This is a genomic window from Aliagarivorans marinus DSM 23064, assembly GCF_000429485.1.
Classification (GTDB): domain Bacteria; phylum Pseudomonadota; class Gammaproteobacteria; order Enterobacterales; family Celerinatantimonadaceae; genus Aliagarivorans; species Aliagarivorans marinus.
The window spans coordinates 85,711-100,831 of record NZ_KE386909.1; the positions used below are offsets into that span (position 1 = coordinate 85,711).

Genomic DNA, 15,121 nt, shown 5'->3' on the forward strand with positions numbered 1-15,121 from the left:
AAGTTAGGGCGAACAAGCCTGTGCCTGTTCGCCCCGATTACGCTGGCTGATCGTGCGTTCTGATAGCACACTCTTATAGATAGCTCTTATGTAGCTCTTATAAAGAGTTTTTTAGCTGGCTTCTTGGTCAGCCAAGGCCTTGCCCAAGGCAAAGGCTTCCACCTCATCGCCTTTGAGCATCTCGTCGAAATCTACACCGACCATCACCCCATCTTCATCCAGATTCGGCAGCCACTCTTCAAAGAAATCATTGAGATCGACCTTTTGCGCTGAGTACTCAGCCCAGTCTTCGGTGCACAAGGCTTTGGCGGCACTTTCGCTTGAGAATACCGGCAGTACGTCGGTGTCTTCAAAGTCGATAGAGTCGATCACCAGATAGTCTTCGTCGCTGCTCAGCAACCAAAGCACGCCAGTCTCGATGACTTCAGCGGCAAAGGCTTCAAGGGTAGTTTGGCTCATAGTTAGCTCCTGATAAATTCGCGCCGATCCTTGCGCAGTAAGCGAGAGTTGGCAAGTGCTAATCACAGCTTAGTTGTTACAGCGCAAGCCGCAGCAGGGAATCGATGAAGTTTTTAGGTAATACACAAGGCTTATCCCCGCCGAGTGGAAAGCGGGGCTAGATATGCGCTCTGTCTGCTAGCTATGGCTCAAGAGGCAACGCGTTGATGGTAGTGGTGGTAGCACAGTCCTGCGATAGCACCAGCCAAGGGTAGCAGCGCAGACATGTAAGTGGAGAGTATGTATAGCGAGCCGTGAGACTCTCCCAGGCCTTTGCTGAAGTTATCTGATGCCACATGAAACAGCGTTCCGGTGACCAGCACCCCAATGAGCCAGCAAGCAGACACCTTTGAGCACAGTAGGCCGATTAAGATGGCCCATGTTGCGGCATGCAGCCACAAGGTTTGCAGGCCAAGCTGCTGCTGAGGCTCAGCCCATGCCACGCCTGAGCTGAGTAAGGTAGCGGTGAACACACTGATAGCGGGATGTGTCATATGCCCCTCCATTATCCAACGTCATGATTTACATTGGTTATTCACCTTTAATTATGTAGATAAACAGGATTGGTAAAGGTGAGGGCCTTCGCAACTTAATGTTTAATCAATAAGATTGTGGCGAAAATTTGAACGGGGTGCGGTTTTTAGCGTGGCAATGGCAGCTACGTCAGTTGCAGTTGGTCTGCATAGGCAAACAGCGCTGGGGCGCCGCCGGTGTGCCAAAACAGTACCCGGTGTTGCTGGTTCAGCCTGCCTTGGCGGATCAGATCGATAAGTCCTGCCATGGCGCGCCCGGTATAGACTGGGTCTAGCAGAATCCCTTCATAGCGCGCGCACAGCGAAATCGCCTCTCGTTCAGCATCGCCCACCACGCCATAGCCTTCGCCTAAGTAGTCATCCAACAGATGCAGATCGGCGCGCTTTATGGTGGTTGTCGTAGCGAGTAACTCTGAGGTCTGCTGAGTGAGTTGATAGATACGCTCATCAAAGGGCAGCTCACCGGGCTGCTTGTCGATATTGATGCCGAGCAGCTGGTAATCATGCCCGAGCTGAGCGCGGCCAACCAGCATACCGGCATGGGTGCCTGCCGAGCTGGAGGCGAACACGACATGGCTGGGCAGCGCTTCTGCCATCTGTTTATCCAGCTCATGGATGGCATCCACAAAGCCGAGTGCGCCTATCGGACTGGAGCCGCCATAGGGCACTAAGTAAGGGTTCAGGCCTTGGGATTTAAGCTGTGCCAGCAAGGCAGCGGCATCCTCGCCTTTGCGCTGCTCGCCACACCAGTGGACCGTCGCGCCAAACAGGTGATCGAGCAGCAGGTTGCCACTTATATCTTTTGGTGGCTCGCCGCCTAACAGCAGGTGACAAGGCAGTCCAAGCTGGGCGCAGGCGGCTGCCGTTTGACGACAGTGGTTCGACTGGGCTGCGCCGGCGGTGATGATGCAATCATGGCCCTTGGCTAGGGCATCCGAGAGCAAGTAGGCAAGTTTACGCACTTTGTTGCCACCCAAGGCTAGGCCAGTTAAGTCGTCACGCTTAATTAATAGCTGTGGGCCACCTAAGGCTTGGGATAGGCGCGGCAGTGTCATCACCGGCGTGGGTAGTTGCCCCAGTGGCAGACGTTGTGAGAGTGGCATTGCGGTTCCTTGTGCTAGCAGGCCCTAGCCTGAGTTGAGCTGTTGCGCTATCTGTGTGCGCAGTTCCTCGGCGCAGGCTTTCGGGTTGGCTTGGCAGACATACAGACCTATCTGTTCGAAGCCACCCATCAACTGGGTCTTGGCCAGAAACTCGATGTACAAGCCACAGCCGGGGCCGTTGTTGACCATAAAATTAAAGGCCGGGACCTTGCCCATTTGCTGCATCAGAGCGATCAGGCTGGCGCATACCGCCTGGATCGCCTTAACGACTTGCTGCTGTTGTTTGTCGCTAAGCTGGTGCAGATAGCGCACCTCGGTATCTTTAACCAACAGTAACATATCGAAGGGGCGCTTCATAAAGTAGGGCACCACCAACAGCACCTCGCCGAAGTCCCAGACCTGCAACTCCTTGGGGTTCTCCTCCAAGATAAACTGGCTGAATGGTTTGTCGTTACGCTTGCGAAAGCGCAGGTTGTTAAAGAACTGCTGGGGCAGGATGTTGCTATAGCCAATCTGCTGGTGGCCATGGGTAAGCGAAGCTCCCGCCGCAGCGCCATAGTTTTTAATGACTGACACATAGCCACTGACGCTCTGCTGGGCCATCTGAATCATCGAGCGCGACATAAACTCACTGGGCTGATGTAGCAGGCTGTGCTCAATCGCAGCCAGGCGTTGGAAGCTAATCAACGCATCGCCAAACGGCATATTGTGCCAGTCGCGGGTATGGATAGAAGAGGTCCACTGCAGCAGATGGAAGCCATAGGAGCTGCGGCCACGGTGCTCGGGATCTTGATGTTCAAAGTAGTCCGCCGACTCGCAGGGCAGCTCATCGATGGGCAAAAAGATCGGATAGAGGTTTTTGTTAACGAAGGTGAAGCCTTCGCTGTGCTCGGCATAGTCGAGAATATCGCCAACGTGACCGTCGCAGATTGGGCAGGCGCAATCCACCAGATTATTGGGGTTAGGGCTGGCAGTGGTGTGTATCCGCTTCGCTCGGGCCGAGTTGTAGATGACTAAGGTGCCATTGCGTGGGTCTATCTGGCAGATCCCGTCTGGGGCAAACTGCTGCAGCTGAGGATCGTCGCTAATGTTTTGCAGCAAATCGGAAAAGGGGAGTTGGGTGAAGTCTTGGCTGAGTAGCCGAGACTGTATCTGGGCAAGGGTGAGCTGACGTTCCATGGGCATCTCCGCGCAGCAAGCTAATGGTGAGTATAGAAGAGACTAGTCACTTACTGAGACTGAATGGTTATCTCTTATTGAGTAGGCAAAAAGAGATTTTCTGAAACCGGTTTCAGTTTTTGGGCGCAACCTCACTGTTTGAATAATTTTTAAACATAAAATAAAACTCGAAATTCAGGCAAAAAGGAATGTAGCCAAATGGAAAAACACGCCAACGTATATCAATACAGCCTCTTTGCAGGGCTGTGTGCCACTTTACTGGGCGCATGTGCGCAATATGACAAGCAAGAAACCGCGGAAGCCGCCGTTGAAGCCGGCCCGGCTGCAGTGTTCCCTGCGGAAACTGGCAAGTCGACCCCTTATCGTGGTGAAGCCTTTGTTATCCCCGGACGTATCGCTGCCGAAGACTACGATTTGGGTGGTCAAGGTGTGGGCTACAGTGATAACGGCACTGAAAACCAAGGTTGGAAAGAGTGGAAGATTGATTACCGCACCGACGAAGCGGTAGGTATTGGTACTGCTCCCGGCGGCTTCGTTGTTGGCTGGACTGAGCCCGGCGAATGGCTGAACTACAGCGTAAACATTCAGGAAGCGGGCTCCTATCAAGCCAAGTTCCATGTAGGCCACGGTGGCGGTACTGCTGGTACCCTACGGGTATGGCTAGACCAAGAAGTGATTCTGGATAACGTTGAGATGGAGCCGACTTACGACTGGAGTGTGTACACCACTGTGGATGCAGGCTCGGTTGAGCTGCCAGCAGGCGAGTACACCATGAAGGTTGAGTTCCTAACCGGTGGCAGTGGCGGTTCGCCAGGTAACGTTCACTGGTTTGAGTTCCTTAAGTAACTCTCGCATTGCTTGCTAGCTCGAACAGAGAAGAGCAAAACGCCGCTAGAGATAGCGGCGTTTTGCCATATTTTATATCGCAATATTGGCTCATGTTCAGTGGTTCGAGCCGTCAGTGTGCTTATTAGGCAAAATCTTCATTTCATTGCTCGCCGTTACATGATACATATTATGGCTAATTCCCCGACGCCCTGCGTACTTGCTTCCAACCGCCTTTTACTCCCATTAGAAAAACTAATTTTACCCTGGGTTTTGCATAAGAAAATCTTGCTCATGGCCTTGCTGGCTGTTTAATATTGTTGTGCATCAGGTGCTTAGCACGAACGCTTGCGCATGATTGCCTATCATCAAGGATTAGAGTTAAGGAGTATCAACATGGATAGCCGTCAAGAAATGTCGCTGATTTGGGAAGAGTACTGCGAATCGGTAGAACAAGGCGAAGATGCCGTGCTGGAAAGCGCGGAGTAAAGCGCAAGGCCTTACTCCGGGCTGACTCTAACTTAACGATTTACTTCGATTTCGCCGGTGCCTTGGTGGTTTTTCTTGGGGTTCTGGCTGTGGTCTTTTTGGCAGCCGTCTTTGCTGCAGGTTTAGTGACCGCAGCTTTAGTGGCTGGTGCTTTAACTGCCGCTTTTTCCTCTTTCGCCACCGCTTCTGCGACCGCTTCTACTTTCACTTCATCGTTTGCTGCTTGGGCTGTTGCCGTTTTGGCCACAGGGGCTTTCTTGGCCGGGGCCTTCGCTGCAGGTTTACTGGCTGCTGCTGCCTTGGTGATCGCCTTGGTAACCGGATCGGAGCTGCGCAGCATATGGCAGCGAACCGGTAGCACTTGGTTGTCTTGCTGCCATGGCGAGTCTGCCAAGGCGCGCTGCATATCCTGATAGCCACACTCACGGCGCAGACGGATCGAGCGGCGCGAGAACTCAGTGTCGCTGAGTGGGATATGCCCGGCGATGGCATCGTAAGTGATGTGCACGATGTTGATCTTGTTCCCGGCCTTGAGGCGGTCAGCATCGGAGACCGCCTCACTGGCGATCAGCTCTCCGGAGTCATCCACCAAGGCCTTGAGGTTGTGCTTGGCAACCACTTGCTCGATATGGTGGCTAGTGCGGCTGGCGTACTGGATCTCTTTTTGCCGCCACAGCACCTCGTTCATGGTGCGGGGCATCTCGCCGCGGGCATTCCACAGGTCCACCATAAAGATCAGCAGCTCTTCGTCTTTGGCCAGATCGAGAATGCCGTTTAGTGGGGTGTTCGATACCACACCGCCATCCCAATAGAAGTCTTCCCCCACTTGGGTGGCCGGGAAGCCCGGTGGCAGCGAGCCACTGGCAACTGAGTGAGCGGGCTGCATGGTGTCGCTTTCGCTATCGAAGAACACCAGCTCGCCGTCGGTGACGCGGGTTGCGCCCACTGTGAGCCGAGTTTTGCTGCTGTTAATTAGATCGAAGTCGGCCAACTTTTGCAGGGTTTTAAAGATTGGGCCGGTGTCATAGAAGCTGGTGGCCGCCTGACCGGGGAAGGCAAAATAGGGGTTGATGGGGCGTGGGAAAAAGAAGTTGGGCTGACCGAACATCAACGCACTAGTGGCACTGGCGGTATTAAACAGGGTCGCCGCATTGGGCTCCATCTCAGCCGGGAGGTGCACATCGGTGCCAGGGCGTGAGATGGCATCCCAAAACGCTTCTAGCTTGGCCAAGCGTTGCTCGGGTGGGTTGCCCGCTAGAATGGTCGCGTTAAGCGCACCGATGGAAATCCCCGCAAGCCAATCGGGGGTGTAGCCCGCTTCCTCCAATGCCTGATAGGCACCGATATGATAGGCCCCGAGTGCACCGCCGCCTTGCAGCACTAAACAGACCTTAGGTTTTTTCGCTGTTGCCATACTGAGCTCCTTGTTATCAAACGAGAGTACTCTTTGATTTATAGAACAGGCTCAGGCGCTTAGTGAGTGAATATTTAATTAATCATGATATTTCTATCAATTAATTGATTTGTCGTCGCTATTGCATGGCCGGTTTGCGAGTCAACAAAACAGGAAGGAGGCGGTGGAATGTGGGTTAGCTGAGATAAATCGCTGAGTGACTAAAGTCATTAAAGCCACTTAGGATCAAGTGGCTTTTCTTACACTTAGTAAGGAAAGAGTGGACGTTAGCTGGCGCTTTCGTCGCTTAGCTCAGGCAACTGAGTCGGAACCGCTGGTTGCTGCGCTTCACAGTCCCAGCCCCAACCAATCTGCTTTTGCACGAAATCGATGGCTTTTTCTTCACAGTAGCCTTCGGTGTTTTGTGCGCGCCACAGGGTCTCGAATGAGCCGTCCTTTTGGTAAGTTACTTCGCAGGGAAGCCCTTGGTTTTCGCCGTGGTAAACCACGCTGATGATACGCTCGGCACTCCCATGTTTACACATGTAAACCTGGTCACTTGCTTGTGCTACACCACTGGCGAGCCCTAGGCAAAGCAACGCAGAGAGCGTGCTTAGTTTGTTAGACATGGATATTTCCTAATTTACCGTTGCTTGAGATCAGCATCGCCATTTTAGATGCTGCCTTTCCGCTATTTTATTTTATGCTAATTTAATAATGGCCCGAGGAGAATCGCAAAAAACCAACTTCTTTACAAGGCCTTAGCTCGATATTGCTGAACTAATTTAGTTATCGACTGTGTTTTGCAAACCTTGAGAAAAACCGCTGGCTGCCAATAAACGCGGCGTGATTGGGCTGGTGAGTAAGCTGCCGCTTACTCACGTTTTTATTCAGTTAACCAACATTTTTATTAATACTGTGAAGCCTAGCGTCCACCATTACTGGGGCTAACTTCCAAGGTAGTCGATTGCGGTTTTGCGCCCTGTCGCTTGGCCACCCAAGGGCCAAGGCTCGCACCGAGAATCACCAGCGCTAATGCCACCATCTGACCGAGGCTCAACTCGTGTTCTGGGAACACCGCAACGATCAATAGCATCGACAGCACCGGAGTGAGATAGCTGGCTGCGCCGAGTACCCGTGGGTCGCCATGGCGCATGCAGTAATCCCAGGTGTAAAAAGCCAGTCCCATCGGGCCTAAGCCCAGACCGAGAATCGATAACCACTCACTGCCGCTTAGCTGAGGAAGTGCCAGCTGTGGTTGGGTGAGGCCATAGCTACCTAATGCCATCAGGCCTGCCACCAAGCAAAATCCGCCCACGGCCGCTACCGGCATGTCCGCCTTGCTGCTGTTGTACAGGCTGTAGTAGGCCCAGAAACTGGCCGCGATCACCGCCTCGACATAGCCGAATAGATGAGAAGGGTGCCAGTCCACTTGCTGGCCACCCAGACATAAAACCACTGCTGAGAAGCCCAGTAGGGCGCCGGTGCTATGCCCCCAGTTAAGGCGTTTGCCAGAGAACAGCGGGCTGGCCACCACGATAAACAGCGGCCACAGGTACTGCACCAGATTCACATTGACGGCGGGTGAGCGGCCAAAGGCATCGAACAGCAACACATGGTAGCCGAACATGCCAATCAGCCCGGCCAGCCAATGGCCGGGGCTGAGTCGCCAGCAGCGCCACTTGGGCCAGCTGGGCAGGGAGGCAATCAGTAACACCAAGCCAACGCTCAGCAGCGGGTCGAGATGGCTGACACTGATGCTCAGTACCGCCAGTGACGACCACATGGCGATGGTAAGCACATAGATGAGGTTGGCTTTGTTCATTAGCTGGCCTTGATGATGTTATGTTCTGGACCCACCGGGAAGCCGGTAATGTTGTCACCACCGTCTTCGGTGATCACCACAATGTCGTGCTCGCGGTAACCGCCGGCGCCCGCTAAGTGCTCAGGTAGCATCAGCATCGGCTCCATCGATACCACCATGCCCGGCTTGAGCACGGTGTCGATATCTTCACGCAGTTCCAGGCCAGCTTCCCGTCCGTAGTAATAGCTGAGTACGCCAAAGGAGTGACCATACCCGAAGGTGCGATACTCGAGCAAGCCGTGCTTGGCGTAGATCTCGTTCAACTCGGCGGCAATATCACAGCAGCGGTTACCCGGTACCAGCAGCTCCAGACCGCGGCGATAGACCTCACAGTTGATCTCCCAGATCCGTAGCTGCTCATCGCTACAGTGATCGAGGAACAAGGTACGCTCTAGTGCGGTGTAGTAGCCGGCCATCATCGGGAAGCAGTTCAGGCTTAATACATCGCCCTTTTGCAGGCGGCGGCTGGTAACCGCATTATGCGCGCCGTCGGTGTTGATGCCTGACTGGAACCAGGTCCAGGTATCGCGCAGCTCCATATGCGGGTAGGTCTTGGCGATCTCACGGGTCATCGCGGTATTGGCCGCCAGCGCGACTTCGTATTCAGGGACGTTCTCGGCAATCGCCTCAACACAAGCTGCACCGCCGATATCGGCAATACGCGCGCCGTGTTTAATCAGGGCGATCTCCTCGCTCGATTTCACCATGCGCAGGCGCATCACCGCTTTGCTGACATCGCTCAGGGTTGCTTCTGGCAGCGCTAAAGCCAGCTTGCTTTGCCCTTGTAAGGTGAGATGATCGTCTTCAACCCCCACCCGTTTTACCTTGCCCAGCACTGAGCTGATGGCACGGTAGAAGTTGTCGCGCTGCCAATCGGTGTAGATCAGGTGTTCGCCAAAAGCGCGCCGCGAGGCTAGCCCGCCATCGATGTTGGCACTAATGGTGACCGAGCGCTGCTGGGTGACCAACAGGCCGAAGGGGCGACCGAAGGAACAGTAGAAAAAGTCGCTGTAGTAATTCACGTTTTGGATGGAGGTGAATACTACGGCATCGAGGTTTTGCTCGGCCATCAGGGTGCGCAGGGTGGCCAGTCGCTGTTGCATTTCGCGGTCGGAAAAGGTGCCTTTGACCCGTTCGCCGTTGCGGATCTCCAATAAGTCTTTCATGCTCAGTACTCCTTTTAGGCAGGCCTCAGTCGGAGGCGTTTGTTGAGAAAATACTGAGCAAAGCGGCGGATCAGGACAAACGGTGATTGCTTATGTTCGCATAATCGATGCTTATACGGGGTCGTTAGCGATCACCGAATGGTGGTTCTCAAACTCTTCGGCCTGTGAGCGGATCCAGCTGATAAACGCTTGGATCTGCGGGCGTGCCAGCAGCTTGCGCAGGCATACCAGATAGACCGCGCCATCTTCAATCACATGATCGAGCAAGGGCACTAAGCGGCCCTTGGCCACTTCACGAGCCACTAGCGCATGCCGGGCCAGCGCTACGCCTTGGCCTGAGAGGGCCGCGCGCACGATATGGTCGGCTTGATTAAAGCGATAGCCGCGTGAGCAATCTATCTCACTCATACCGATAGCGTTAAGCCAGCTTTGCCAGGAGGTGGCGAGGCGCGCTTGCGGCAGGGCGTCGTGCAGCAAGGTGCAGCGCTGCAGATCGCCGGGGGTATTCACCGGATGGCTTTCCAGATACTCCGGGCTGGCGACCGGGTAGATGTAGTCGCGAAACAGTCGCACCTGCTCGAGTGCGGGGTGATCGCCCACACCGTGGCAAATCCCAATATCCACCTGCTGCTGGTAGAAGTTCGGCTCACTCACTTGGGCGTTGAGGTGCAGCACCACCTCGGGATAACGCTGGTTAAAGTCACTCAGGCGCGGCAGTAGCCAGCGCGAGGCGAACGAAGGCATGCAGAACAGCTCCACCGGACTGAGTTGATGGCTCTGGTTGAGGTCGTTAAGGGTGTCGTGGATCTGCAATAAGGCAGCGTTCACCGCCGGGTAGAGGGTGGCGCCACGCTGGGTGAGCAGCAGCTGACGGGGTTTTCGCTCAAACAGTTTGTAGCCCAGTCGTTCTTCCAACTGAATCACCTTTTGGCTCACCGCACTTTGTGAAATACAAAGCTCGTCGGCGGCGGCAGTAAAGCTTAAATGGCGGGCTGCAGCTTCAAAGTAGCGCAGGGCCTCTAAGGGGGGCAGCTTTAACATCGTGTGCTCTCCACATTCCGGTGTAGGGATCGTTCGTATTGATAGCTCTTCAGCGGAAACGCAAAGCCCATGCCAAGAGTAAGGAATTGATTTATAGCGTGATTTACCAACAGTTCGCGGGACTTAGCGGTGTTGTCTGAGCGGCTGCGTTGCTCGAATTTTGAGCCAACTTGGTGCAACTAAAGCCCTCTGCGCCAAGCTGGTTCATAACCCATGCTAATGCACTCGATTAGCAGATACCGTTTGTTGCACTTGGCTCTCCCTCGCAACATAGAAAGCAATTAACGCAACGGAAAGCAATGCTTCACGGGAGAAGATTTATGAAAGGTTTATCCATCAAACAACTCTGTCTGGCGGCCAGTACGCTAGCGGCCAGCTTGGGATTGAGCAGCGCGGCTAACGCCGACTTGCTGGAAGAGATTAAACAGCGCGGCGAGATTGTGATCGCCACCGAGGCTCGCTACGCGCCGTTTGAGCTATTAGAAGATGGCAAGATCACCGGCTACCACCAAGATATGCTGGTGGAGATCCTGACCGATTTGCCGGGTGTGAAACTCAAGCAGCTGGACCTGCCTTTTCAGGGCATCATGGCGGGCCTAACCGCCAAGCGCTACGACTTTGTGGTGACCTCGCTCACCATCACCAAGGCGCGTGCCGCCAAGTACAACTTCACCTACCCCACCTCGACTGCATCGGTAGCGGTGCTCAAGCGTAAGGGTGACGAACGTATCGTCCAGCCACAAGATATGGCTGGCAAGGTACTCGGTATTCAGGCTGGTGCGCCACAGGTTGAGGTGGCCAAAGAATATGAGCAGTCGGTGGTGATCCCTGAGAAAGGCGAAGGCTACAAAGACATCAAGCTGTTTACCGATTACAACGAGGCCTATTCAGCGCTGGCTTCACGCCGAGTGGATGCGGTGCCACAGGCGCTGTCGAATCTTGCTCCTATCGTGAAAGAGCGTGGTGACCTGTTTGAGATTGTGCAGCCTGCCTTTGGCCCGGCGACCTACTACGCCTGGGCAGGGCGTGACGATGCCGAATCTGAGTCGCTGGTGGCCTTCTTCAGCGAGGGTATCGAGAAGCTACAGCAAAGCGGTAAGCTCGATGAGCTGCAAATGAAGTGGTTCGGCTTCACCATGGAAGTACCGCAAGGCATGGTGCCTGCACCCGTAAACTAAAGCGCCTGCACCGGTTAACTAAGGCCGCGTTACACAAGTAATACTGCCCGGCGTCCGCGCCGGGCCAAGGATCGGCAATGTTGGATTTTTCCGTCGTTTTAAAGAATGCCCCTGCGCTATTGGAGGGGGCGATGATGACTTTGGGTATCTCGCTGTTCTCCATCGCGCTGGGTTTTATTGGTGGCGGCTTACTGTGTCTAGCACGTATTTCCGCTAAGCCTTGGCTGGTGGGGATCGCCCGGGTATACATCAGTGCGCTGCGTGGCACGCCTTTGCTGGTTCAGCTGGCGATAGTGTTCTACTTTCTGCCCTTGTTAGGGCTGAGTTTGGAGCCTGTGAGCGCAGCGATTATCACCTTGGCCATGAATACCTCCGCGTTTCAGGCTGAGATCTTACGCGGCGGCTTTCAGACTCTGCCGCGCGGCCAAAATGAGGCCGCCTGGACCATCGGACTTGGCTGGTGGAAAACCTTACGTTACATCCAAATGCCGCAAGTGGTGCGCAAAACCTTGCCATCGCTGGTCAATGAAACCATCGACATCATCAAGAACTCGGCACTGATCTCTACCATTGCGGTGACCGACTTGATGCGAATTGCCCAAACCTACTCGTCCACCACCTATCGTCCGCTGGAGTTCTTTATCACCGCCGGGCTGATGTATCTGCTGATGACCTCGGCGGTCGCAGTGGTGGGTCGCTGGGTTGAACGGCGCATGAGTTACTAGGAGCAGGCATGGATTTTTCACTTTATCTGGAATTTGGTCCGGCGCTGCTCAAGGGCTTCACCTACACCGTTTACGTGTGCAGTTTAGGGCTGTTGCTAGGGCTGGTCTGGGGCTTGGTGCTGTATTTGATTTCACTGCGCCCGGGCGCGCTGTGGCGCTGGTTTTATCGCGGCTACCTGGCTACGTTTCGTGGCACGCCGCTACTGGTGCAGGTCTACCTGCTGTTTTATGGCGGCCCGTTTATCGGCCTGTCGCTGAGTGCCGAGTTTGTCGGGGTACTGTGTCTGGCGCTGTATGTGGCGGCCTACTTTGCCGAGATTTACCGCAGCGGCTTCGAGAGTCTGGCCAAGGGGCAGTTAGAGGCAGCGCAGGATCTTGGGATGAGCCGGATCACCACCTTGGTGAAGATCCAACTACCGCAGATGCTGGCGCTGATTATTCCGCCTTGTTTGAACCAAACCATCATCATGGTCAAGGAGTCGGCCATCTTGTCGGTGATCACGGTGCCAGAGATGACCACTGCCGCGGTGCGCATGGCCACCCAAACCTTTACCGTGGTTGAACCCTATCTGTTTTTAGCGCTGGCCTACTGGTGCCTGAACTTCGCCATTGCCAAGGTCGCCAACTACTGCGAGCTGCGCGCAACCCATTACTTGAGGAGCTGATGATGACCCAGCAAACCCACGCCGACAACACTCCGCGCACCGCCGTAGAGTTGGTTAAGCTGCGCAAGCGCTACGACGACAACGAGGTGCTTAAGGGCATCGATCTGAACATATTAGAAGGGCAGGTAACCTGCATTATCGGTGGCTCCGGCTCCGGCAAAAGCACCCTGCTGCGCTGTATTAACTTCCTCGAGGTGTATCAGGAAGGCGAGGTTAACGTGTTCGGCAAAACCATTGGCTATGGCATGGACGAGCAAGGTAACCGCGAGCTGTTGCCAAAGTCTTTGGTCCAGCAGGAGCTCTCCGAGGTATGCATGGTGTTCCAACAGTTTAATCTGTGGCCCCACCTAAGCGTGCTGGAGAATGTGATGGCGCCGCTGCGTTGGGTCAAAGGCGTGCCCTTGGCCCAGGCCAAGCAGCGAGCGCTGGAGCTACTGACTAAGGTTGGCATGGAGCACAAGGCTGAGGCCTATCCGCTGTCGCTCTCCGGCGGTCAGCAGCAGCGGGTGGCGATAGCCCGCTCCTTGGCCAAGGACCCGAAGATCATGCTGTTCGATGAGCCCACCTCTGCGCTCGACCCAGAGCTGGTGGGCGAGGTGCTCAAGGTGATGCAGGAGCTGGCCCAAGAAGGGATGACCATGGTGGTGGTAACCCACGAGATGGGCTTTGCCGCTCAGGTTAGCGATCAGGTGGTGTTTCTCGCCGAAGGGAAGATTGAGGAGCAGGGGCCACCGTCGAAACTGTTTAACGCGCCCAGCTCGCCCAAGTTGCAGTCGTTTCTCGAGACCTGGTCGTCGCGCAATGGTGCAGCGGCCTGATGATAGTCTTTGCTTAAATAGCATTACAGCCGGGATAGACCTCCCGGCTGGTCTCCATCTCAAACAGCCATGCAACTGTCCGATTGCTTGGTGAATCCACCAAATGTTCAAATAGTGCCGACAAATGGCCATTTCATCCCTTTCCATCCTGCTTGCTGTTCCGGATAATTCCGTTCGCTGATTAAGGCAATTGCCTTAGCAGTGTTGTTTATTTCCTGGAGAGTCCATGTCTACTGCGTCTATCGACCTGCGCACAAGCCCCATTCCGCGCGCCTTTCTACACTATTTGCTTCCCGCACTGTCGGGCATGTTGATTAAGTCGGTTTTTATCCTTGGTGATGCCTTCTTTATCGGCATTGGCGTGGGCGCCGATGGCCTTGGCGCCATTGCGCTGGCGATGCCGGGGTTTTCGTTGTTTACCGCACTGGCCATGATGGTGGGGATTGGCGGCGCTGCACTAATGTCGATGGAGTTTGGCCGTGGGCGTGTAGCACAGGGGCAGGCACTGTTTAGCCAATCACTCTTGCTGACTGCCGCTGTGGTCAGTGTGGTGGTGATGGCGGGATTGGTCTGGCTGGAAGACCTGCTGGCCTGGCAAGGTGCCAGCGGCAATATCGCCGTGCTGGCGGCCGATTACCTGCGAGTGCTGCTTAAGTTCAACGTGGTGTATGCCCTGACGTGGGTGCTGTCGTGCTTTGTGCGCAACGATGGCAATCCGCGCTTGGCGATGCTGGCGATGTCTGCCGGCGCTATCTTCAACCTGGCCTTGGATTACCTGTTTGTGATCCGCTGGGGCTGGGGAGTCAGCGGGGCGGCCTTGGCTACCGGGCTGGCTCAGGTGCTGATGGCAGGCATGCTGCTGAGCCACTTTGTGCGCGCCAAAGGGCAGCTTCGCATGGATGTTAAAGATATCTTCCAACAAGCGCGAGGACTGGGGCGCAGCAAAGAGATCATCAGTATCGGCATGCCGACCTTCTTTATCGAAGTGACCGCTGCCATGACCATTTTGCTGTTTAACTTTGTGCTGCTGCATCACTACGGCAATGCACACTTGGTGGCCTATGGACTCACCGGCAAGGTGGGCACCTTTGCCTTGTTCAGTATGCTGGGCGTGGGACAGGCCTGTCAGCCGATTATCAGCTTTAACCATGGGGCAAAGCAGTCTGCACGAGTCTGGGCCACCTATCGTTTGGGACTGCTCTCGGCGATGGGCGCGGGTGTGGGCTTTGCTGTGCTGGTATGGGTCTTTGCCGATAGCCTTGCGGAACTTTACCTGGGTGCCCAGCGTGATCAGGCCGAGCTGGCGGCGACGGCGATGCGTTTCTACTTTTTGGCCGCGCCGTTAATGGGTCTGAATCTGGTGACTGCGACGCTGTTTCAGGCCACTGCACAGCCGAAGGCGGCGAGCATGCTGTCGCTGTGCCGGGGCTTTGTGTTGGTGGTGATTGGGGTGTTGCTGCTGCCCCGCTGGTTCCCGGTCAACGGCATCTGGGGCAGCATCTTATTTGCTGAAGCACTCACCGCCATGCTGAGTTTGGCGTTGTTGGTGAGGGGGCTGCGTCGCGCGGAGTTACCGGCACAGTATCAGAGCGTGTAATGCTAAACAGGCCAGCGAGGCTGGCCTGAACACGGAGGAGTGAACAG

At 55.0% G+C, this 15,121-nt stretch carries 15 protein-coding genes; 6 read left to right on the plus strand and 9 right to left on the minus strand.

The genetic code is table 11. The features are described from left to right. Positions 1–111 precede the first annotated feature (111 nt). The 4 genes from G461_RS0119995 to G461_RS0120010 all read right to left on the minus strand — a co-directional run bounded on the left by G461_RS0119995 (position 112) and on the right by G461_RS0120010 (position 3,313). A complete protein-coding gene (locus G461_RS0119995) occupies positions 112–459 on the minus strand; it encodes a DUF2750 domain-containing protein (RefSeq protein ID WP_026973177.1) in 348 nt (115 codons plus the stop codon). 188 nt (positions 460–647) lie between these two features. Beyond that, a complete protein-coding gene (locus tag G461_RS0120000) occupies positions 648–992 on the minus strand; it encodes a hypothetical protein (protein WP_026973178.1) in 345 nt (114 codons plus the stop codon). 164 nt (positions 993–1,156) lie between these two features. Further along, positions 1,157–2,134, minus strand: coding sequence for a D-cysteine desulfhydrase family protein (locus G461_RS0120005; RefSeq protein WP_026973179.1), 978 nt, complete (start codon positions 2,132–2,134; stop codon positions 1,157–1,159). Positions 2,135–2,158: 24 nt separating this feature from the next. Continuing rightward, on the minus strand, positions 2,159–3,313 hold the full coding sequence (locus G461_RS0120010) for a hypothetical protein (protein ID WP_026973180.1): 1,155 nt from the start codon (positions 3,311–3,313) through the stop codon (positions 2,159–2,161). Between the two features lie 198 nt (positions 3,314–3,511). Between G461_RS0120010 and G461_RS0120015 the strand changes: the two genes are divergently transcribed. Then, entirely contained in the window at positions 3,512–4,159 is a 648-nt protein-coding gene (locus G461_RS0120015; RefSeq protein ID WP_026973181.1) for a carbohydrate-binding protein, read from the plus strand. Positions 4,160–4,667: 508 nt separating this feature from the next. Here G461_RS0120015 and G461_RS24980 read toward each other — a convergent pair. From G461_RS24980 to gcvA, 5 genes are all read right to left on the minus strand, one after another. Then, positions 4,668–6,041, minus strand: coding sequence for a patatin-like phospholipase family protein (locus G461_RS24980; RefSeq protein ID WP_084429411.1), 1,374 nt, complete (start codon positions 6,039–6,041; stop codon positions 4,668–4,670). A gap of 266 nt (positions 6,042–6,307) precedes the next feature. Then, positions 6,308–6,649 (minus strand): hypothetical protein, encoded by a 342-nt coding sequence (locus G461_RS24985; RefSeq protein ID WP_051326824.1) that lies wholly within the window; start codon positions 6,647–6,649, stop codon positions 6,308–6,310. 296 nt (positions 6,650–6,945) lie between these two features. Next, positions 6,946–7,845 (minus strand): DMT family transporter, encoded by a 900-nt coding sequence (locus G461_RS24990; RefSeq protein WP_051333720.1) that lies wholly within the window; start codon positions 7,843–7,845, stop codon positions 6,946–6,948. Next, positions 7,845–9,050 carry a M24 family metallopeptidase gene (locus G461_RS0120040; RefSeq protein WP_035480915.1) on the minus strand — a complete coding sequence of 402 codons (1,206 nt, stop codon included), beginning with the start codon at positions 9,048–9,050 and terminating at the stop codon, positions 7,845–7,847. Before G461_RS0120040 ends, G461_RS24990 begins: the two co-directional genes overlap by 1 nt. Before the next feature lie 111 nt (positions 9,051–9,161). After that, positions 9,162–10,091 carry a transcriptional regulator GcvA gene (gene gcvA, locus G461_RS24995; protein ID WP_051333721.1) on the minus strand — a complete coding sequence of 310 codons (930 nt, stop codon included), beginning with the start codon at positions 10,089–10,091 and terminating at the stop codon, positions 9,162–9,164. A 320-nt stretch (positions 10,092–10,411) separates the two neighbouring features. On the opposite strand from gcvA, the gene G461_RS0120050 reads away from it, so the two are divergent. The 5 genes from G461_RS0120050 to G461_RS0120070 all read left to right on the plus strand — a co-directional run bounded on the left by G461_RS0120050 (position 10,412) and on the right by G461_RS0120070 (position 15,074). Next, positions 10,412–11,269, plus strand: coding sequence for a transporter substrate-binding domain-containing protein (locus G461_RS0120050; protein ID WP_026973183.1), 858 nt, complete (start codon positions 10,412–10,414; stop codon positions 11,267–11,269). A 77-nt stretch (positions 11,270–11,346) separates the two neighbouring features. Then, positions 11,347–11,994 (plus strand): amino acid ABC transporter permease, encoded by a 648-nt coding sequence (locus tag G461_RS0120055; protein WP_026973184.1) that lies wholly within the window; start codon positions 11,347–11,349, stop codon positions 11,992–11,994. Positions 11,995–12,002: 8 nt separating this feature from the next. Beyond that, entirely contained in the window at positions 12,003–12,659 is a 657-nt protein-coding gene (locus tag G461_RS0120060) for an amino acid ABC transporter permease (protein ID WP_026973185.1), read from the plus strand. 2 nt (positions 12,660–12,661) lie between these two features. Continuing rightward, positions 12,662–13,477, plus strand: coding sequence for an amino acid ABC transporter ATP-binding protein (locus G461_RS0120065; RefSeq protein ID WP_051333722.1), 816 nt, complete (start codon positions 12,662–12,664; stop codon positions 13,475–13,477). A gap of 226 nt (positions 13,478–13,703) precedes the next feature. Further along, positions 13,704–15,074 (plus strand): MATE family efflux transporter, encoded by a 1,371-nt coding sequence (locus tag G461_RS0120070; protein WP_026973187.1) that lies wholly within the window; start codon positions 13,704–13,706, stop codon positions 15,072–15,074. Positions 15,075–15,121 lie beyond the last annotated feature (47 nt).